At 69.8% G+C, this 21,934-nt stretch carries 9 protein-coding genes; 8 read left to right on the top strand and 1 reads right to left on the bottom strand.

Annotation, left to right across the window (positions count from 1 at the left end; all coding sequences use genetic code 11):
• Positions 1-108 precede the first annotated feature (108 nt).
• The 8 genes from QHF85_RS15475 to QHF85_RS15440 all read left to right on the top strand — a co-directional run bounded on the left by QHF85_RS15475 (position 109) and on the right by QHF85_RS15440 (position 16,920).
• Complete coding sequence (locus QHF85_RS15475) at positions 109-1,584, top strand: NADH:flavin oxidoreductase (RefSeq protein WP_281327946.1); 1,476 nt, start codon at positions 109-111, stop codon at positions 1,582-1,584.
• Positions 1,585-1,649: 65 nt separating this feature from the next.
• Positions 1,650-2,363, top strand: a complete 714-nt coding sequence (locus QHF85_RS15470) for a hypothetical protein (RefSeq protein WP_281327945.1) — start codon at positions 1,650-1,652, stop codon at positions 2,361-2,363.
• 22 nt (positions 2,364-2,385) lie between these two features.
• On the top strand, positions 2,386-3,642 hold the full coding sequence (locus tag QHF85_RS15465; RefSeq protein WP_281327944.1) for a metallophosphoesterase family protein: 1,257 nt from the start codon (positions 2,386-2,388) through the stop codon (positions 3,640-3,642).
• A gap of 74 nt (positions 3,643-3,716) precedes the next feature.
• Complete coding sequence (locus QHF85_RS15460; protein ID WP_281327943.1) at positions 3,717-4,352, top strand: hypothetical protein; 636 nt, start codon at positions 3,717-3,719, stop codon at positions 4,350-4,352.
• A gap of 101 nt (positions 4,353-4,453) precedes the next feature.
• Positions 4,454-5,257: an alpha/beta hydrolase gene (locus QHF85_RS15455; RefSeq protein ID WP_281327942.1), complete on the top strand. Its 804-nt coding sequence runs from the start codon at positions 4,454-4,456 to the stop codon at positions 5,255-5,257.
• A gap of 4 nt (positions 5,258-5,261) precedes the next feature.
• On the top strand, positions 5,262-8,126 hold the full coding sequence (locus tag QHF85_RS15450) for a response regulator (RefSeq protein ID WP_281327941.1): 2,865 nt from the start codon (positions 5,262-5,264) through the stop codon (positions 8,124-8,126).
• Between the two features lie 335 nt (positions 8,127-8,461).
• A complete protein-coding gene (locus tag QHF85_RS15445; RefSeq protein WP_281327940.1) occupies positions 8,462-16,132 on the top strand; it encodes a non-ribosomal peptide synthetase/type I polyketide synthase in 7,671 nt (2,556 codons plus the stop codon).
• Positions 16,129-16,920, top strand: coding sequence for an SDR family oxidoreductase (locus QHF85_RS15440; protein WP_281327939.1), 792 nt, complete (start codon positions 16,129-16,131; stop codon positions 16,918-16,920). Before QHF85_RS15445 ends, QHF85_RS15440 begins: the two co-directional genes overlap by 4 nt.
• Here the strand turns inward: QHF85_RS15440 and QHF85_RS15435 are convergent.
• The gene (locus QHF85_RS15435; RefSeq protein WP_281327938.1) at positions 16,905-21,866 is read right to left on the bottom strand and encodes an AAA family ATPase; all 4,962 of its coding nucleotides are present in this window, start codon (positions 21,864-21,866) and stop codon (positions 16,905-16,907) included. The genes QHF85_RS15440 and QHF85_RS15435 overlap by 16 nt on opposite strands.
• Between the last annotated feature and the right edge of the window lie 68 nt (positions 21,867-21,934).

The following is a 21,934-nucleotide window of genomic DNA, read 5'->3' as shown; positions in this document are numbered from 1 at the left end:
ACTTCGATATCAAACTCCCAGGCCTTCGATCACGGACGCCCAAGCCTTCGATCACGAACGCCGAGCCTTCGTTTTCGAGCCCACAGGACCACGTTCACACACACCGCCATGTGGAAGCCAAAGGAGCGCATCCGCCATCCCCTGCCCGAGGACCGGCCTCCCACGGCCGAGGAGGCCGCTCGCTCGCGCCTCTTCTCGCCGCTCACGCTCGCCTCCGGCCTGACGCTCGCCGATCGCACCTGGGTGCCCGCCATGGTCCCCTGGCGCGCGACCGAGGAGGGGTTCGTCACGAAGAACGTGCTCGACTGGTACGGCCGCTTCGCCGAGGGAGAGCCGGGCGTGCTCGTCGTCGAGGCGACCGGGATCCGGGACGTGCCGAGCGGGCCGCTCCTGCGCATCGGGCACGACAGGTTCCTCCCCGGTCTCGCCGAGCTCACGCGCCGCGTCCGGGAAAAGAGCGGCGGCCGCACCCGCCTCTTCCTCCAGATCATCGATTTCCTCCGCATCCGCAGGCGCCCGCCGCACGAAAAATTCCTGGAGACCCACCTCGCCCTCACCGCCGCGCACCGAAGGAACCTCGAGCACGAGACCGGCGACGCCTTCTGGGCCGAGGCCTCGGATGCGAGCATCCGCGCGTTTCTGCGGACCGCGACCGATGACGTGCTCGATCGGATCCTCGATCCCCGCGAGCTCGAAGCGCTGCGCTTCGGGGCGCGCGAGCGCGTCACCGACGTCCACGAGCCCCACATCCGCGACCTGCCGGCGGTCCTGCCCTCGCTCTTCGCCGAGGCCGCGAGGCGCGCGAAGGACGCCGGGTTCGACGGCGTCGAGCTGCATTACGCGCACGCCTACACGATGGCCTCGTTCCTCTCCGCGCGGAACGACCGAAACGATGGTTATGGCGGTTCACGCGACGCGCGCGCGCGCCTGCCGCTCGAGGTCTACGCCGCCGTGCGGGAGGCCGTCGGTCGCTCGTATACCGTCGGTTGCCGCTTCCTTTGCGACGAGATCATCGACGGCGGCAGCCGCGTCGACGACGCGATCCATTACGGGCGGCTCTTCGCCCGCGCCGGCATGGACTTTCTTTCCCTCTCCACGGGCGGCAAATTCGAGGATTCGAAGCAACCCAAGGTCGGCGAGGCGGCCTATCCCTACACCGGGCCGAGCGGCTACGAGTGCATGCCCACGGCCCTCTCCGACGCGCGCGGCCCGTTCGCGCGCCACGTCGAAAAGCAGGCACGCATTCGCGCCGCCCTCCGCGCCGAAGGCCTCGAGACCCCCACCGTCGCCGCCGGCGGCATTGGCACGTTCGTCCAGGCCGAATCGATCCTCGCCCGCGGCGAGGCCGATCTCGTCGCCGCGGCGCGCCAATCGCTCGCCGATCCCGACTGGTTCCGCAAGCAGCGCGAGGGCCGCGGCGCCGAGGTCCGGCGCTGCATCTACTCGAATTACTGCGAAGCGCTCGATCAGCGCCACCGCCAGGTCACCTGCCAGCTCTGGGATCGGCAAGATCTCGACGACCCGGACGCGCCGCGCAGCATCGAGGGAAATCGCAGGCTCGTCGCGCCCCGCTGGGATCGATGAGTCGTGTACCTTTGCAGGGACGGCGCCCCGCCGCGCGGGCGCCCTTGAAGAAAGAGTGGCTTTCCATGAATACACGTTTGCTCACCGCAATTGCGCTCGTCGGCCTCGGGCTCCTCTCGGGCTGCAAGGAGACGGTCGACTCGCAGAACGTCAAGACCGCCGGCATCGCGGCCATCCTCTCCGCCACCGCCGAGACCGACCTGGAGACGCGCCTCATCGCCACGCTCAAGGTGGGCGGCGACGAGAGCAACACCTACGTCGACCTCTCGGGCGGCGACAGCATCTTCGCCTCGACGGGCGACAAGCGCGTCCCGATGCAGACCCAGGAAACCGGCGTCTACGAGGCCGAGTTCAACACGGCCGCCGAAGGCACCGAGTTCACCGTCGACCTCCAGCGCGCCGACGACGACGACGCGCCCGCGAGCCGCGGCACCCTGCCCGCGCCCTTCACGCTCACGATCGGCGCCTCCGCCGTCTCGCGCGCGGCCGATCTCAACGTCACCTGGACCCCCTCGGGCTCGAACGACGACGTGCGCATCGAGCTGAGCAGCCCCTGCACGTTCCTCGAGACCATCGACGTCCCCGGCGACAGCGGCACGCACACGATCCCGGCCAATAGCCTTCAGCCCACGGGCACGGCGGCCGAGCCCCCGCCGACCTGCGACGTGACCGTCAAGATGACCCGCTCGCGCCGCGGCACGGCCGACTCCGCCTTCGACAGCGAGAGTTCGTTCGTCCTCCAACAGGTCCGCACCGGCAACTTCACCTCGACGCCCTGAACGTGAGTAGACTGCGGCGCGCATGTCGACGCTCGCCGCTCCTCCTCGCCTCCTCGCCGCCCTCGGAATCGCCGCCTCGCTCGCCTCCGGCTGCAGCGATCCCGCCCCCGTTGAGCCCCCTCCGCCCCCGCCCACGGACGACCGCTGTCCGGGCAGCGGCGTCAGCAAGGGGCCGTGGTCGCTCCGCGTCGATCGCACCTCCGCCGTCGTCCGCTGGGAGGCGTGCCGACAGGGCGTCGCGGGCGGGGTCGTCTTCACGCCCGAGGGCGGCGGCGAGACGCGCGAGGCCACCTCGACCGTCACGACGTACGAGGTCCCGACGAGGCGCACCGCGGTCCTCGATCCGAGCGCGCCGGCCGACGAAGCCGGCACGTACTGGACGCACGAGGCCGTCCTCTCCGACCTCACGCCCGGCGCCTGCGTCGAATACCACCTCGCCGCCGATCCTGCGGCGAAGGGCCGCGTCTGCGCTGCCAAACCCGACGGCGCGGATCTCCGCTTCCTCGCCATCGGCGACACGAACCCGGGCCTCAATCGCATCACGCTGAAGCTCCTCGATCAGGTCTTGCCGATGGGCCCCGATTTCACGCTGCACGGCGGGGACATCCAGTATTACGAGTCCGGCCTCGAGACGTATGCGTCCTGGTTCCCCGCCATGCGCCCGCTCCTCGCGCAGGGCGCGATGTTCCCGGCCCTCGGCAATCACGAGCTCGAGGTGCCCGAGGAGTACGAGGCCTATTATCGACGCTTCTTCGGCGGCGCCGGCTTCGACGGCGAGGGCGATTCTTACCGCTTCGAATCGGGCGGCGTGTGGTTCTTCTCCCTCGACACGGAGAAACCCCTCGGCCTCGCCTCCGAGCAGGGGGTTTGGCTCGCCCAATCCCTCGCCGACGCGGCGTCGAAGCCCGGGTATCGATTCTCCGTCGTCTTTCTCCACAAACCGCTCGTGACGTGCGGCGACAAATCCGAGGATCCCGCGACGCGCGCCGAGCTCGAGCCGCTCTTCGTGCAGCACGGGGTCAGGCTCGTGATCCAGGCCCACATGCACGGCTACGAGCGATTCGCGTTCCCCGACATCACGTGGATCACGACGGGCGGCGGCGGCGCCTCGCTCGCGAACGTGGACGAGAACGTCGACCGCCCCATCTGCGCGATGCGCGCCGCCTCGGGCACCGTCCGTCACGCCGTCGTCCTCGACGCAACGGGCAAGACGCTCTCCGGCCAGGTGATTGATGACAAGGGGGCCGTCTGGGATACCTTCACCCTCGAAGGTCCCTGACGCATCGCCCCAAACGTGCTGATCCCGGCGAACGCTCCTTGACGCCGAGAAGCCCTCCTCGTTACTAAATACCCATGCGACGCGGCGTTCGCCTGGAAAAAGCCGGCCTCCTTTCGTTCATGTGCGCCGCCACGCTGCTCCTTTCGAGCGCGGCCCGCGCCGAGGAGGATGATCCGCGGCGGCTCAAGCCCAAGTACGGCCTGGCCGGGGTCGGCTTCCACATCGAGGCCGGCGCGGGCGTCTACCAGGTCGTCGGGCAAGGCGGGTTCGTTCCGGGCATCTACCCCCGCGCCGCGCTCGAGCTGCACCTCGGCCCGCATTTCTCGATCCCGGTCGTCGCCCGCTTCCAGACGGCGATCGACCCGAACGCGGGCGCGCCCGACTTCGCGCAGCTATCGGTCGCGCCGGGCATCAATTTCCGCCTCCGCGAGCTCGAGTGGCCCGTCGCCCTCGTGTTCGGCGCCGCCGTGCGCATCGGCCGCTTCTCCGCGAGCCAAAAGCTCGTCGACGCGAACTTCGAGACGACCCCCGACGCGGGCACCGAGGAGGCGCTCGGCTTTCCCCTCGCGCCCGAGGCCACGGCCAAGCTCGAATGGTGGATCGCGCCGCCGCTCGTCGTGAAGGTCAGCGCCACGTACGCGCCGGTCTTCGTGAACAAGCAGCCGATCCACAACATCGAAGAGGCCCTCGCGGTCGCGCTCGTGTTCTGACGCGCGTCGCCCGAGGGGCGCGGGCGGCCGGTTCTTCTCCACGCGCACGGGGGCATTCCCTTCCTCGCGGAGGGCTCGTAACCTCGACGCTGGCCCGCCCCATGTCTCTTGCCCCTTCCCAGCGACATCACGCGCGCCTCCTCGGCGCAGGCGACACGACGCTCGTCCTCGCCCACGGCTTCGGGACCGACCAGACGGCGTGGCGGAACCAGGCGCCCGTCCTCGCCGAACGGCACCGCGTCCTCGTCTTCGACCACGTGGGCGCCGGACGCTCCGACCTCTCCGCCTACAGCCCGCGCCGCTACCAGAGCCTGCGCAGCTACGCGATGGACGTGCTCAACCTGCTGGAGGAGCTCGCCCTCGAAGACGTGGTCTACGTCGGCCACTCGATGAGCGGCATGATCGGCGTGCTCGCCGCGCTCGAAGAGCCGCGCCGCTTCCGCAAGCTCATCCTGCTCGGCGCCTCGCCCCGCTACCTCGACGACGAGGGCTACGAAGGCGGCTTCAAGCGCGCGGACCTCGACGGCCTCTACGAGGCGATGCAGACGAACTACCACGCCTGGGCCAGCGGGTTCGCCCCGATCGCGACGGCCAACCCCGACAAACCCGACCTCGCCCGCGACTTCGCCGCGGGCCTCCTTTCGCTCCGGCCGGACATCGCCCTCACCGTCGCTCACACCATCTTCGAGTCCGACCACCGCGCCGATCTCCCGAAGCTCGGCATCCCGACGCTCGTGCTTCAGTCGCAGGCGGACGTCGCCGTCCCCGTGGCGGTCGGCGCCTTCCTCGCGAGCCGCATTCCCGGCGCAAGGCTCGAGGTCCTCGACACGACCGGCCACATGCCGCACTGGAGCGCGCCGGAAGAGGTCACGAACGCCCTCCTCTCGTTCGCCGCCTCCGCGTGACGTGATGCCGACGAGCACGCCCGAAGCCCTGCTCGCCGCGCTCGGCGCCGGGGAGCCCGACGCCGCGCTCCCCCGCGTCCTCGCCGTGCTCCGCGAGAGGTTCCAGGCCGAAGCGGTCCTCGCGCTCCGCAGGATCGACCCCGTGACGGCCGTCGCGCTCGCGAGCGCCCCGGCCGGCGTCCTGCCGGATGGCATGACGCACGCCGCCATCTTCGCCGGCGCGCTCGAGTCCGCCCGCCCCGTCTTCGACGCCGTCGTAACCTCCGAGATGGGCCTGCCGCGCAACCTCCGCGGCAGCCTCGCGATCCTGCCCTGGTCGTCCTCCGAGGACGCGGGGGGCCTCGCGCTCGTCCGCCGTGACGTCGCGCCCTTCTCGAACGAGGAGCAGCGCACGCTCGTGTCCGTCCTGCCGCTGTTTCACCTGCTCGTGCGGCACCTGCAAAAGACCGAGCTCGCCTCCGCGGCCACGGCCCGCTTCGACGCCGTCTTCCAGACCCTCCCGCACGGCCTCGTCTTCGTCGACGATCGCGGCTCCGAGGCGTGGGTGAACGGGGCCGCGGCCGCGCTCCTCGGCCTCCCCGAGGGCGCGCACGAGCCTGCCCGCGTGGCGCGCGCGATGGCCGGCTTGTGGAACCGCGCCGAGGACCGCGCGGGCCTGCGGCGGAGCGCGCTCGCCGTGATGAACCAGCGCGACGCCGAGCTGCGCGACGCGCGGTGGAGCTTTTTGGGTCCCCCGCGGCGCGTCCTCAGCATCTCCAGCACGGCCACGGGCGAACGCGAGTACCGCGGCCGGCTCTGGGTCTTCATCGACGTCACCGCGCAGCACCTCGCCAGCGAGGAGCTCTTCGCGAAAAACGCCGCGCTCGAAGCGGCGCGCAGGGAGGCGGACCTCGCGAACGCGGCGAAATCGAGGTTCCTCGCCACGATGAGCCACGAGATCCGGACGCCCATGAACGCCGTCCTCGGCATGACGGGGCTCCTGCTCGACACCCCGCTCGGCGAGGAGCAGCGCGACGTCGTCGAGACCATCCGCCAGAGCGGCGAGGCGCTGCTCACCATCATCAACGACATCCTCGATTTCTCGAAGATCGAGGCGGGCCTGATGGACCTCGAAGAGCAGCCCTTCGCGCTCCGCCCGTGCGTGGAGGAGGCCCTCGATCTCGTGGCGGTCGCGGCGCGCAAGAAGGGCCTCGAGCTCGGCGCCTTCGTCGATCCGCGCACGCCGCCCGGGATCTTCGGCGACGTGACGCGGCTCCGGCAGGTCCTCGTGAACCTCCTCGGCAACGCGGTGAAGTTCACCGCCGCGGGGGAGATCACCGTCGAGATCGCCCCCGTGGACGAACCCGCGCCGTCCGGCAAGCTCGTGCTCCGGTTCTCCGTGCGCGACACGGGCATCGGCATCCCGAAGGACCGCCTCGGGCGGCTCTTTCAATCGTTCTCCCAGGTCGACGCCTCGATCTCCCGCAGGTACGGCGGGACCGGGCTCGGCCTCGCGATCTGCAAGCGCCTCGTCGAGCTCATGCACGGACGCATCGACGTCGAGAGCGAGGAGGGCGTCGGCACGACGTTCCATTTCACGATCGAGACGATCCCCGCGCCCGACGTCGGGCGCGATCTCTCGGACGCCCTCGCCGCCGCCGGCCCGGATCTCGCGGGCAAGCACGTCCTCATCGTCGACGACAGCGCCACGAACCGGCGCATCCTCGCCGAACAGGCGCACGCGTTTGGCCTCACGCCGACGCTCGCTGCCTCCGGCGCCGAGGCCCTCGACCTGCTCCGGCGCCACGCCGAACACCAGCCGCCGGACGAACCCTTCCCGTTCGCCCTCGCGCTGCTCGACGCCACCATGCCGGGCATGAGCGGCTTCGAGCTCGGCGCCGCCCTTCGCCAGGATCCTCGCCTCGCGGAGCTGCCTTTCCTCCTGCTCACGTCGAGCGACCTCGCCACGCAGCGGGAGGCGGCGCGGCTCGGGGCCACCTGCCTTTCGAAGCCCATCAAGCAATCGAGCCTCTTCGACGCGATCCTGCGCGCGCTCTCGCAATCGGTCGTGCGCCCCTCGCGCGCCCCGCGGGCGCTGGCGATCGATCCCTCGCTCGGCGAGCGCCATCCGCTGCGGATCCTCCTCGCCGAGGACAACGTCGTGAACCAGAAGGTCGCGAGCCTCCTGCTCCAGCGGCTCGGCTATCGCGTGGACATCGCGGCGAATGGGCTCGAGGTCCTCGAGGCCGTCACGCGCAAAGAATACGACGTCGTCCTCATGGACGTGCAGATGCCGGACATGGATGGCCTCGAAGCCACCCGCCGCCTCCGCGCGCCGGGCCCGTACCAGGGCAAACCTCGCGTGATCGCGATGACGGCGAACGCGATGCAGGAAGACCGGAGAGAGTGCCTCGCGGCGGGCATGGACGATTTCGTCTCCAAGCCCATTCGTATCGAGGAGCTCGTCGCCGCGCTCACCCGCTCGGCCCTCGAATTGCCGAGGATCCCCGCGTCCTCCCGGATCCCGTTCCCGCGCGACCCGGACGAGCCCGTCCTCGACGAGGAGGCCTTCGAAAGGGTCCGGCTCGTCGCGTCGCTCGACGAAGAGAACCCATTTGCCGCCCTGGTGTCCGATTTCGTCCACGATTCCCGGCGCAACGTGGAGGAGATGGGCGCCGCGCTCGCGGAGGGGGATCTCCGCAGGCTCGAGCGCCTCGCGCACAACCTCAAGGGCAGCGCGGGCATGCTCGGCGCCACGCGCCTCTCGCGCCGCTCGGCGGACGTCGAGCGAGCGGCGCGGGAGGGCCAGCACGACGGCCTGCCCCGCCTCGTCGAGGCGGCCCTCGACGAGCACACGGCCGCCGCGGAGGCGCTCCTTTCGAGGTGCTAGGGCCGCTCGACGGGGCGAGTCGCCCGTTTGCACCCATAAAAATCTTTCGAAGATAAAATCTCACAGTTGAAGCGGCATGCCCCGGGAGTCGCTGCGCTCTCATTGACGCGCTCCGGCGACGAACCGCGATGTAAATTTACAAAACATTACATGCGCTGATTCCCGTCGAAAGACGCAGGAATCGGCGCAGACACGTTTTCGTAACGTCACCTCTGGGACTTCCGACGTCGATACGCATGAAACTCGGCGCGGAAATCGTGCCCACAGGCTTGCCCAATTTACGTCTTTGCCCGACAACCTTGTTTGTACACTGGGGGGGTCGAAGGCTAGGCCCCATGACCCGCAAGCTCATCGATCCCCTTTCGGGGAGCGGTACGCCCATTCCATCTGGTGATCGCGAACCTGCCCCTGTCTCCGGAGCGATTGCGCAAGACGACAGCGTGGGGAGTGGCTCGATCGCCGTCTCCCATGCAATGGCGGGTGGAGGTCCATCGTTCGCGCCCGAGCTTCGTCTTTCCGCCCAGCCAAACCAGCCGCCGCGGCGTGACGAATCGACAGAAAAAACCGCTCGGCCCACGGCCGCGCCCCCCGGGCCGCCCGTCACGAAGGCGCCTCGCGGCGGTCCTTTGCCCGCGACCTTCGCGCAGCAGAGCCTGTCGCTCACCGCGCAGATGTTCCCGGACGCACCGCTCTACAACGAGCCGATCCTCGTGCACATGCGCGCGCCCGTGGACGCCGCCGTGCTCGCCCGGTGCTTGACGGAGATCACCCGCCGGCACGAGGCGTGGCGCACCGTATTCACGGAGTCCGAGGGCCAGACGATGCAGCATGTCCTGCCGCCTCGGCCGTTCGTCCTGCCCGTGGTCGATTTGACGATGTTGCCTTCCGAGGAGCGCGAGGCCGAAGCGCGGAGCCTCGCTCGAATCGACGCGCGCCGGCCTTTCGACCTGCGCGAAGGCCCCCTCGTCCGGGCCCTCCTTTTGCGCCTCGCGAACGACGACACGCGGCTCTGCGTCACGGCGCATCACCTCGTCGTCGACGGCGTCTCCTTTTTTCACGTCTTTCTGCCGGAGCTCCGCGCGCTGTACGCCGCCTTCTCCCGGGGCGAGCCTTCGCCATTGCCGGAGCTCTCTCTCCATCTCGCGGATTTCGCCGCCTGGCAGCGGCGCTGGCTCACCGAGGACGAGCTCGCCCCCAAGCTCGCGTATTTCCGCGAGCAGCTCGCCGGCGCGAAGGAGCTCGATCTGCCCCTCGATTTCCCGCGCCCGTCGCAGCCGACGGGCCAGGGCGCCCGCATGAAGGTGGAGCTCGCGCCGGAGCTCGCGGCCAGGCTGCGCGAGATCGGCCATCGGCAGGGCGTCACCTTGTTCACGACGCTGCTCGCCGCGTGGAAGACGCTCCTTTTCCATCATACCCGGCAGGGCGACATCCTCGTCGGCTCGGCCGCGGCCGGGCGTCCACGCACCGCGTTCGAGCCGCTCATCGGGTATTTCAACAACAACCTCGTCCTGCGCACCCAGCTCGACGGCGACCTCTCGTTCGAGGAGCTCTTGCCACGCGTGGGGGAGGTCCTCCGCGGGGCGCGCGAGCACCAGGACGTCCCCTTCGATCGGCTCCTCGCCGAGCTCGGTGTCCCTCGCAAGCCGGGCAGGAGCCCGCTCTTCGACACCGTCTTCCTCCTCATGCCGCCGCTCCCGCCTCCCGGCGACCCGCCGCACTGGAGCGCGAGCCGCATCGACATCGGCACCGCGAAGTTCGACCTCTATCTCGAGCTTCATCAGCGGCCCGAGGGCCTCGTCGGCCACCTCGAATACCGGACCGATCTCTTCTCCGCCGCCACCATCGAGCGGATGGTGGGCCATTACCGGACGCTGCTCGAAGGCATCGCCCGGGATCCGACGCAGCGGCTCCGGGATCTCCCGCTCTCGACCGAGGAAGAGCGACGACAGTTGATCACGTGGCAGGGCCCGTCCGCATTGCCCGTCGGGGACGACGCGCGCGAAAGCCTGGAGCAGATCTTCGCGGCCCATGCGGCGCGTAATCCTTCAGCGATCGCCCTGGAGCGCGGCGACGAGCAGCTCACGTATGCCGAGGTCGACGCCCGCTCTAGCCAGCTCGCGCATGCGCTGCGCGCGCGCGGCGTCGGCCCGGAGACGCTCGTCGGGCTCTGCTTCGATCGTTCCTTCGAGGCGTACATCGCCATTCTCGGCGTCTTCAAGGCGGGCGGCGCGTACGTCCCCCTCGATCCGGACGCTCCACGCGAACGCCTCTCCTTCATCCTGGAGGACGCCCAAGCGCGCCTCGTGCTCACGAATACGAGGCGCGCGGACGCGTCGCTGCCGCCCGGCGTCTCCACCTTGCGGCTCGACGCCGACGCATCCGAGATCGCCGCATTCCCGAGGGAAGCCCTGCCGCCCATGGCAAGGCAGGATCACCTCGCATACGTCATCTACACGTCCGGCTCCACGGGACGGCCGAAGGGCGTGCTCGTCGAGCGCCGCGGCCTCGGCGACCTCGCGCGGACGGAGGCGGCGTATTTCGGCCTCGGCGTAGGCACGCGCGTCTTGCAGCTCTTCCCGCTCACGTTCGATGGATCGGTCGGCGATTACACGCTCGCGTGGTCCGCCGGCGCCACGCTCGTGCTCGGGGACAAGGAGAGCACCGTGCCGGGCCCGGCGCTCGCGCGTTTCCTTCGGGAAAAGGACATCCACGCCTTCGAGACGACCCCGTCCGTGCTCGCGGTCCTGCCGCACGAGGACCTACCCGCGCTGCAAACGCTCATCACGGCGGGAGAGGCGCTCTCCGAGGAGATCGCCGCGCGCTGGGCGCCTGGGCGGCGCTTGTTCAACGTGTATGGTCCGACGGAGGCCACGGTCGCCTCCGTCGCCGCGCGGATTCAAGCGGGCACGGGAAAACCCGCCATTGGACGCCCCTTCCCGCACGTCGCGGTCCACGTCCTCGACGAGCTCGGCCATCCCGTCCCCGTGGGCATCCCCGGGGAGCTCTACATCGGCGGATCGGGCGTCGCGCGTGGATACTTGAATCGCCCCGAACTCACGAAGGCGGCGTTCGTGGAGGGCGACGGGACGCCGGGGGCGCGGCTTTATCGCACGGGGGATCGGGTGAAATGGCGCCCTGATGGCGACCTCGAATACCTCGGGCGGGTCGATCGGCAGATCAAGCTGCGCGGCTATCGCATCGAGCTCGGCGAGATCGAAGCCGCGCTCGGCAATCACAAGGCCGTGAACCTCGCCGCGGTCGAGGTGCGAAACATCCAGGGCGAGGCGCGCCTCGTCGCCTACGTGAATCCCCACGGCGGCGCGCGCGAGGACCTCGGGCGTGAGCTCGGCAAATACCTCCGCGAACGGCTGCCGGAGTACATGGTGCCGACGAGCTTCGTGGTCCTCGACGCGATGCCGACGAACCGCAATGGCAAGATCGATCGCGAAAAGCTCCCGGCGCCTGCGCCCCCTGCGGCGCCCGCGACGCCGGCGGCCACGGCGACGGCGTCCGCATCGGACCTCGAAGCCTGCGTCGCGGCCATCTGGCGCGACGTGCTGGGCGTCGCCGAGATGGATATCGACACGCCCTTCTTCGAGGCCGGCGGCCATTCCCTTTCTCTCGTGCGCGTGCAGACCGCGATCGCGGCCGAGCTCGGCGCGGACATCGACGTCGTGACGCTGATGCGCATGCCGACGATCCGCCTCCTTTCCGGGCACCTCGCCACCTTGCACGTGACCACGCGTCGCGACCGCGCCACCCCCCACGAGGCCACCAAAAAGGAACCGGAGCGGGCGCACGCCCTTGCGATCGTTGGAATGGCGATCCGCGCCCCGGGGATCCGTGACGCGGACGAGCTGTGGGAGGTCGTTCACGCCGGGCGCGAGACCGTCCAGAGATTCGATCCCACGTCCTTGATCGCGGCCGGCGCGGATCCGAAGCGCGTTCGAAAGGCGGAGTTCGTCCCGGTCGAGGGCGTGCTGGCCGACGCGGATCGCTTCGACGCTGCGTTCTTCGGTTACAGCGACGCGGACGCGGCCTTCCTCGACCCGCAACAACGAATCTTCCTCGAATGCGCCCACGAGGCGCTCGAAAACGCCTCCTGCGATCCGACACGTTTCCCGGGCCGGATCGGCGTCTTCGGGGGCATGGGCGCGCCCTTGCATTGGCTTGGCCCGGTCGCGGACGCGCTCCGCGAGGAGGGCCGCTCGGCGAACGCTTTCCGCGCGCAGACGCTCAACATGCATGATTTCCTGGCCACGCGGGTGGCCTTCAAGCTCGGGCTCCGCGGCCCGGCGATCACCGTGCAGACGGCGTGCTCGACGTCGCTCTCGGCCGTCCACCTCGCGCGCCAGAGCTTGCTCACCGGCGAATGCGACGTGGCCCTCGCGGGCGGCGTCTCTTTGGCCTCGCTCCGGGACGGAGACCGCGGATATCTCTGGGCCGACGGCGGCGTGTTCGCGAGCGACGGCCATTGCCGACCCTTCGACGAGGGCGCGAGCGGCATGGTGCCTTCGAGCGGCGCCGTGATCGTCGTCCTCAAGCGCCTCGCCGACGCGCTCGCCGATGGAGACACGATTCACGCCGTCCTCCTCGCCTCAGCCATGAACAACGACGGCAGCGAAAAACTCGGCTTCACCGCGCCGAGCGAGGACGGGGTCGCGCGGGTCGTCTCGCAGGCCCTCGACACGGCCGGCATCGATCCGCGCTCGATCGGGTTCGTCGAGGCCCACGGCACGGGCACGCGCCTCGGGGATCCCACGGAGGTCCAGGCGCTCGCCCGGGTCTTCCGCCATTCCACCGATCATCGAGGGTATTGCGCGCTCGGCTCGCTCAAGGCGAACCTCGGGCACCTCGACGCCGCCGCGGGCGGGGCGAGCCTCGTCAAGGCGGCGCTCGCGCTCGAGCGCGGCGTCATCCCGCCGCTGCCGAACCTCCGGGCGCCGAACCCGCTGCTCGACATCGCGAGCACCCCGTTTTTCCTGCCCGACGCGCCCCGACCCTTTCCGCGGACGAACGGCCCGCGCCGCGCGGCCGTCAATGCCCTCGGGCTTGGCGGGACGAACGTCCACGTGGTCCTGGAAGAGCCTCCACGGGTCGAAATCGCCCCGAGCCGCCGCCCGACGGCGCTCCTTTGCCTCTCTGCGAACACCGAGACCGCGCTCGCGGAGGCCCGGCGCAGGCTCGGCGAACACCTCGCGCGCCATCAAGACCTCGACCTCGCCGACGTCGCGTTTTCCCTCGCCGTCGGACGAGCGCCGCGACGGTTTCGCGCGACGGTTGTTTGTCATGACAAGGCCGAGGCCAGGCAGCGGCTCGCGGAGCGGCAAGCGGGCGCCCCGATCGCGGCGTCCCGCGGCGCGCGCCCCGTGGTCTTCCTTTTCCCGGGGCACGGCGCGCAATACCTCGGCATGGCGGCCGCGCTGTACGACGCCGAGCCCGTCTTCCGCGCCGCCATCGACACCTGCGTCGAGCACCTGCACCGGGACGCGGGCCTCGATCTGACCCCGCTCCTCCTCGAACGCGCCCCCGAGCACGAGCACCTGCTCGACGAGATGCGATGGGCCCAGCCCCTCCTTTTCGTGGTGCAATATGCCCTCGCCACGCTCCTCCAGGCCTGGGGCATTCGACCCGCCGCGATGCTGGGACACAGCGTCGGCGAATACGTGGCCGCTTGCCTCGCGGGCGTCTTTTCGCTCCGCGATGCGCTCTCGCTCGTCGCGGAGCGCGGGCGCCTCATGGACGCGACGCCCCCGGGCGGGATGCTGACGGTCTTTGGCGACGCCGCCGCCATCGAGCCCCACCTCCCCGCGGACCTCGTCATCGCGACGGACGCGCCGAACGCCGTCGTGCTCTCGGGCCCCGCCGGATCCATCGACGCCACACGCGCCCGCCTCACCGCGGCCGGATTCGAGACGACGGTCGTCCGCGTCTCGCGCGCTTCCCATTCCCCCTCGATGGCGTCCATCCGACAAACCTTCCGGGACGCCGTGGCGGCGGCCGTCCGCACGCCCCCTGCGATTCCGATCGTCTCCAACCTGACCGGGACCCATTTCACGCCCGAGCAGGCCACGAACCCCGATTTCTGGGCCGATCACCTCTGCAGCGCCGTTCGTTTGACCGAGGGGCTCGGCACGGTGCTCGACATACCCTCCGCGATTTACCTCGAAGTGGGGCCCGGAGGCACGATGGGCTCCTTCCTCAAGGCGCACCCGCGCGTCGCAGGACGTGACATCGAGATCCTGAGCACGCTCCCCGGACATCGTCGGCGCGACGTGCCCGCCCACGCGGAGGTGCTCCGCGCGCTCGGTCGGGCGTGGGAGCTCGGCGTCGACATCGACTGGCAGGCATTCCACGCCCCGGAAAAACGGCGCCGCGTCCCGCTGCCCACGTATCCTTTCGAGGGCCGTCGCTACACGCTCGGCGCCGCGCCGGCGGAGAGCCCAACGACGCTCCCCGAGCGGGCCGGCGGCATTGCGCGCGGGCTCGTCGTGTCCTTTGCCCCCGCAGACAAGGGCCAACGTGATATCGACGTCATCGACGACCACGGCCACCTCATCGCCGAACAAACGAGCCCCCCCTCGCCGGCGGCGCGCCTCCCCGCAGCGACGCCCCCGGCCCCAGCCACGACCGACGCCTCGGAGTCGCTCGTGCAAAACATCTTCAAGCGCCTGCTCGGCGTGTCCCACGTCCTTCCCGACGCGAGCTTCTTCGAGATCGGCGGCGATTCGCTCCTCGCGATCCAGATGCTCTCCGAGATTCGCGTCATGACCGGCCGCGACATCAAGGCGGCCCAATTCAATGCGGATCCCACGGTCCACGGGCTCGCGCGTCTCCTCGCGCCCCGCGGGGACGGCCCCGCTCCGGCCCTCGTGGCCCCTCCGGCGGAGCCGCTCGCGTCGACGAACGCCCCGCGGCCCCCGACGAATGGCCTCGTCTCCCTCGCGCACGGCGGGGCGAAGCCTCCCGTGTTCCTCGTCCATCCCATCGGCGGCGGCGTCGCGTGCTACGAGGACCTCGCGAAGGCCCTGTCCCCGGACAGACCCGTCTTCGGCATTCCGTCTCCGATGCTCCACGATCCCGCCGCTCGCCCAGGGAGCATCCAGGAGATCGCGACGCGTTACGTGGAGGCGATCCGGCGCGCGGCGCCGAAAGGCCCCTACCTCCTCGGCGGCTGGTCGTTCGGCGGCGTGATCGCCATTGAAATGGCGAGGCAGCTCGTGCAGAGCGGGGAGGAGGCGCGGCTCGTCCTGTTCGATGTGTTCGGCTCGCCAAACGTCGGCCGGGAGCACCTCCGCCGGGCCGACGTCGCGCCTCCGCGGCCGGATGGAAACGTCGCCATCGCCGAACACCACCTCGATCTGTGGGGCCGCCATGCGCCCGAGGAGCTGACCGTCCCTGCGACGCTCTTCATCGCCGAGCAATCGCCGGCGCGCGCCGCCGGCGGGGCCGACCTCCCGCTGCGCGGCCTTCGATCCGTGCGCGTACCGGGTGACCATTTCACGATCCTCGCAAAGGAAACCGTTGCGGGGCTCGCCACACATGTCGAAACGGCCTTCTCGGCCCCCGCGCCCAGCGCTTCGGAGGCCGAGGACGAAGCGTCCGTTCGCGCATTCATGCGGGAGCTGCTCGAACACATGCGGGCGCGCGACGCAGTCGCCATCGGGAAGAAGTGGGCCGATAACGACGAAGCCGTGCTCATCCCGGTCGGCGACAGCGTCATCGTGGGTTCGGATACCGTCCGGCGGCATTACAAGAATGGCAACGAATCGCTCCGCGACGCGGGGCTCGACGTGTACGACGAACACGTGCTCATCGTCTCGGGCGGGCGCACGGCGATCGTGAATGCGCGCTTCGATGCCGAGATGGTGATCGCGGCGAGCGGCCTGCGGCCATTTTACAAGGGCGTACGCGCGAGCTGGGTCCTCGAAAAGCAAGGCGCGGCGTGGAAGCTGGTCCACGTGCATTACTCCCTGCCCGTAGGACCTACCTACTCGATGGCGTGACGAACCAGCGGCAATCGGCGACGGAGGACGACATCATGCGGTTCCAAGGGAAAGTTGCGCTCGTCACCGGAGGAACCTCCGGCCTCGGACGAGCGACGGCAGAGGCGTTCGCCCGCGAGGGCGCGAAGGTGGTCATCGCGGCGCGGCGCGTGGAGCTCGGACGCGAGGTCGAGGGCGGGATCCGCGCCTCGGGCGGCGACGCGACGTTCGTCCGCTGCGACGTGACGAACGAGCAGGAAATCAAGGCGCTCGTCGAGCACACGGTGAAGCTCTACGGGCGGCTCGATTGCGCGTACAACAACGCCTGGGTCGCGCCGAAGATGGCGCCGCTCGCGGAGTTCGCGGCGGAGTTCGACGCGAATTTCGCCTGCCTGCGGGGCCTCTTCGCCTGCCTGAAATACGAGATCGGCGCAATGATTGCGAGCGGCGGCGGGGCCATCGTCAATGGCTCGTCCGCCACGTCGAGGGGAGGCGCCGCGCTCTTCGGCACCTATGGCGCGGCGAAGGCGGGGCTCGAGAGCGTCACCCGCACCGCCGCGCTCGAATACGCCGGGCAGAACATCCGGGTCAATTCGCTCTGCCTCGGCGCCTTCGATACCCCGATGTCCCGGGCTGCCTACAAAGACGTGCCGCCGAAGGCGATCGCGGCTTCCACCGCGCGGATCGCGGTCCGGCGCCTGGGCCACGCCGACGAGGCAGCCGAGACCGTTCTTTTCCTCTGCTCCCCGGGAGCGGGTTACATCACGGGGGCCAACATCGCGGTCGACGGCGGTTACTTCTTGACCTGACGAGCCGCCTTTTGCGCCGCCGCCTTGCCCCGCGCGCGCTCCTGATCCCGCATGCACCGGAGCAGCGCGGCGCGCAGGGTCGAGAGCGTGGCGATCGCGGACAGATCGACTCCCATCGACACGATCGTCTGCGCGACCTCGGGCCGGATGCCGACCACGATGGTCTGCGCGCCGAGGAGCTGCACCGCGCGCACGATTCGCATGATGTAATCGGCCGTCGCGGGGTCCACGGTATCGACGCCCGTCAGATCGATGATCGTGTACTGGCAGGCGGTGCGCGTCACCGCCTCCAGCACCACGCTCATCATCTCCGCGGCCCGCTTCTCGTCGACGCTCCCGAGCACGGGCATCGTCAAGACGCCCTCCCAGACCTCGATGATCGGCGTGGACAAACTCCGGATCGCGGCCTGCTGCTCCTCGATGATCCGGAGCTTTTCCCGCAACGTCGCCTCGGCCTCCTTGCGCTCGGTCACGTCGAAAAGGAAGCCGCCGAGCACCTCGGCCCCGTCGACCGCTCGCGAGCTGAAGACGTTGTGCAGCCACACCGTGCGCCCGTCGGACGCCGTCATGCGGAAATCGAAATCGTCGTCCGCGGCGGCCGCGAAGAAATGCATCAACGTGTTCTCGCGATCCTCCGGGTGCACGTATTTCGACAGGAAATCCTGCGAGAACCAGGCGTCCTGGGGATACCCCAGCATCTTGACCACCTTCGGGCCGACGTACGTGAACCGCGCCGTCTCCGCGCGGGCCTCCCACGGCACCACGCTCGCCGTCTCCACGAGCCGCGCCAGGCGCTCCTCGCTCTCGCGCAGCGTCCGCTCGGCCTGGGTCCGCTCCGCCGTCTCCCGCGCGAGATCGGCGGCGAGCAGCGCGTTCTCCAGCGAGACCGCCGAGAGGAACTCGAGCAACGCGAGCCGCCGCGCCGTGAACACCCCGCGCGCGAGGTTGTTCTCGAGATACAGAATGCCTGCCACCTCCCCGCGCCGGACGATCGGCGCGCAGAGCATCGATTTCGGCGGCGCCTTGGACAGGTAAGGATCCGACGAGAACATCCCCTGCGCCGCCACGTCGTCGAGCATGAGCTTCTCGCGGGTGCGACGCACGTAATGCGCGACCGAGAGCGGGAACGACACCGCGGAGGGCACGCGCGCCCCCCTGGGGATGTCGACGCGCACGCCGTCCTGATCCGAGGTGACGTCCGCGGCGACCCCGAGCGTCCCCGCGGAGGGCAAGAGCAAGCAGGCCCGCTGCGCCCCCGCGTGCTCGATGAGGATCCGCATCAGCGTCGCGAGGAGCTGATCCGGCGACATGTCGCTCGAAATGGCGGCGGAGGCCTTCGCGGCCGTCAGGGTATCGATCGGCTCGGAGCTCGCGGCGGGCGTGGGGCCACTCTCCCGGCGCGTCTCGACGAGGAGGTCGGGGTGGAGCGCCTCGAGCTGCTTCACCTTGCCCCGCGCGCCCCATCGCGCATAACAGGTCCGCGCCTCGCGAAGGAATGCGGCCGGCACGACGGCGAGGCCGCGGCGGAGCGAGAAGCGGCCGGCGAGCTCGCAGGCGAGCGCCTCGATCTGGATGAACCCCGCCGCGCGGGCCTCACGGATCGCCCGATCGTACAGGGTCGATGCGTCGTGATCGCGGCCCTCCAGCTGCGCGATCTCCGCGGTGAGGAGCGCGTGCCGGCACGCGAAGTTGTCCGGACAACTCGCCGCCCAGCGACGCAGCGTCGCCTCGCATGCGTCGAGCTGCGCCCGGAGCTTCTCCTTTTCCTTCTCCTCGGCGCGCTCGAGGAGCGCCACCAGCGTGAGCGCCGTGTAGAGGCAGCACTCGGCGTCCGAGACCCCGTACACGCGGGCGTGAAAGAGCTCCTCTGCGGCCTGCGACGACGCGAGCGCCCCCTCGTAATCGTACGCCAGGTACCTCGCGACGAGCTGGTACGTGTGGAAGAGCAGGCGGACGAGCGGGATGTTGCTCTCGCGCAGATGCACGGCGAACGCCGCCTCGTCGAAGTCGTCCCCGCTCAGCGATCCGAATCGCTCGGTGTCGCCGCAGAGGCACCGAATGAATCGCTGCAGCAGCCGGATATTCTCGGCGAGGAAGCCGTAGTTCGCGTTGTTCGCGAACTCGAACGCCGTGAGGGTCGCCTCGTACGCGGCCTCGAGCGGCTCGCCGAGCGCGATCAGGATCATCACGTTCTGGACGAGACAGATGGTCGCATAGAGGAGCTGCCCCGATTCACGGGCGATCTTGAAGGCGTACCGGAGGGGCTCGAGCGCCTCCCGCATGTGCCTCGACCAGGGCAGAATCGTCGTGGAAAACCCGCCCACGGCCGGCGGGGCGTAGTCGCCGAGGCCGGGTCGTCGCCCGAGCTCGAACGCGAGCTTGCCGAAACGATATCCCTCGTGGAACTCTCCGAACGACACGCAGAGGAGCGAGCCGAGGTACGAAAGTCCGGCCACCGAAGCCGGCGTAATGCCGTGCTCGATGCTGAGACGCACCATCCGGGCCGCCGTCAGGTCCGCGAAGGCCATTGCGGCGTACACCGCGGCCGGATACGCCGACGAGAGGACCTGCATCGCGGCGACCATGCTCGGGTCCGTCATCGCCGGCAGGTCGATGAGATCCTCGATGGCGCGGCCGTGGAGCGCGGCGCGCATCGCGGTGAGCTCGGCGCGCACGTCGTCCTGGGTCGGGCGCTCGGGCAGATTCACACCGAGCTCGCGCAGGCACGACAGCGCGACTTCGATCGCGCGCGCGTTGTTCACCTGCGCAATCGCGAGCTGGATCTGCAAACGATGGGCAGCCGACCGCTCGACCGGCGTGTGGGCGCGCGAAACGATCGTGGCGCAGAGCCGCTCGGCTTCCTCGACGCGCGCGTTCATGAACTCGGAACCGGCGAGCTCGAGGGAGAGGTCGTACGTCAGCGCGTATTCGACGTCCCACGCATCGGGCGGGAGCAGCGACATACCCGTGGACAGGTACGCCGCCGCGGCTCGCGCCGCGCTCGCCGCCTTCGCCTTCCGCCCGGCCGCGAGATCGAGCTCGGCGATGCGGCGCCGCTCCTCTGTGGTGAGCGCGCGGGACGCGCCGAGGTTCAACTGGTTGACGATGTCGAAGAGCAGGGCATCACGCTCGGATTCGGGCGTGCGCTCGAGCAGGAGCCAGCCGAGGCGCAAATGGAGCCCGGCCCGCTCTTGCTCCTGGATCATCGAATACGCGGCCTGATGCACCCGCGTATGCATGAACTTGTATCCGTCCGGGCGCTGCAGGAGCAGCCCCTCGGTGAGCGCGGATTCGAGCGCGCGGCGCACCTCCTCGGGCGTCCGCTCGCTCAGCGTGCCGAGGAGCGAAACCGCGAATTCGCCGCCGATGCAGGCCGCGAGCTTCAGGAGCTCGAGCGTCGCCTGGGGCAAGCGCCGGAGCTTGCCGAGGACGAGCTCGACCATGTCGTCGGTGATCTCCTTGGCTTCGAGCTCGGCGATGTTCCACACCCACGCCCACCGGCGCGTGTCGAATCGAATCAGCTGATCCTGGTGCAGCGCGCCGAGGAGCTGCGCCGCGAAGAACGGATTGCCCCCGGTCTTCGTCCATAGCAGGGCCGCGAGCGGCTCGGCGTCCTTGCGCTCGCAGGCGAAGAGGTCGATCACGAGCTCGATCAGATCCGCGCGCTCGAGCGGGAGGATCACACGCTCGTGGACGGCGACGCCGGCGTTCTGAATCTCGCGCAGCATGGCCTGGACGGGCTCGGACGCATCATCGTCGCGCTCGGTCCCGATGAGCAACAAGCTCCGGCCCTCGGGCTGCGTCAGGATGTGCTGCAAGAGCTCGAGGCTCGCGAAATCGGCCCATTGCAGGTTGTCGAGGACGAGGACGAGCGGACGCTCCCGGGACGCAAATACGGAGACGAACGCGCGGAACGTCTGGTGCAGGCGGGTGCGGGCTTCGGCAGGAGGCAGCGGGACGACCGGCGGCTGCTTGCCGATCACGAGCTGGATCTGGGGGACGAGCCCGATGATGAGCTGCCCATTGTCGCCGAGGGCCGCCGCGAGCTCCTGGCGCACGGCCGCGAGCTCCGCGTCGGTCGACGCGATGATCTGCCGGATGAGCCCTTCGAAGGCCTGGCCGAGGGTCGCATACGGGATGTCGCGCCGCTGCTCCTCGAACGTCCCCCAGAGGAAGGCCGCGCGCCCGCTCCCCGCCTCGCGCTGAAGCTCGCGCAGGATCGCCGATTTGCCGATTCCCGAGGGGCCTTTGACGACCACCACCTCGCGCATGCCGGTCTCTCGCACGCGCTCGAGGATCTCGTGCAGCGCCGCGAGCTCGGCGCGCCGGCCGTACATCCGGCTCGCGGCGCGGAGTTTGTCCCATACGTCTTGCGCGCCGAGGGGGAAGGGCTCGATGTGGCCGTGGGCCAGGAGCTCGGAGAGGCAGCGCTCGAGGTCGTGCGTGAGGCCGCGGGCGCTCTGGTAGCGCTCGTCGGGCGATTTCGCGAGCAACCGCATCACGATCTCGGAGACGATCGCCGGCGTCCCGGGCGCGGCGTCCGCGAGCGGCCTCGGGGCCCGCGCGACGTGACAATGCAACCAGCCGACCGCGTCCTCCGCGTGAAATGGCAGCGCCCCTGCGCAGAGCTCGTAGAGCAGCACCCCGAGGGAATACAGGTCGACGCGATGATCGATCGCGGCATCGAGCCGCCCGGTCTGCTCGGGCGCGATGTACGGCAGCGCGTCGAGCGGCAGCGAAAGCACCATGGCCGCGGTGAGCTCGTACCCTTCCGCGCCGACGAGCTCGACCCCCCCGCCCGGCTCGAGCCGCAGCGTTTGCGGGCGGATGTTCTGGTGGATGAGCCCGCTCTGGTGGAGCTTTGCGATGGCGTCGGCGGAGGCAATCGCGGCCCGAAGCCAGGGCTCGAGGTCGAGGGCGGGCGGCGCGGGGGGCTGGGGATGCATGCTGGCCCCCCTCGTATCATGAAATTCTGCCGAACCGTAGATGGTCTGTATCGATCCTGGGATTCCCC

The organism is Polyangium sp. 6x1 (assembly GCF_029946515.1).
Lineage (GTDB): Bacteria > Myxococcota_A > Polyangia > Polyangiales > Polyangiaceae > Polyangium.
Note: the sequence above shows the minus strand (reverse complement) of the source record. Positions and strands in the feature narration are given on the sequence as shown.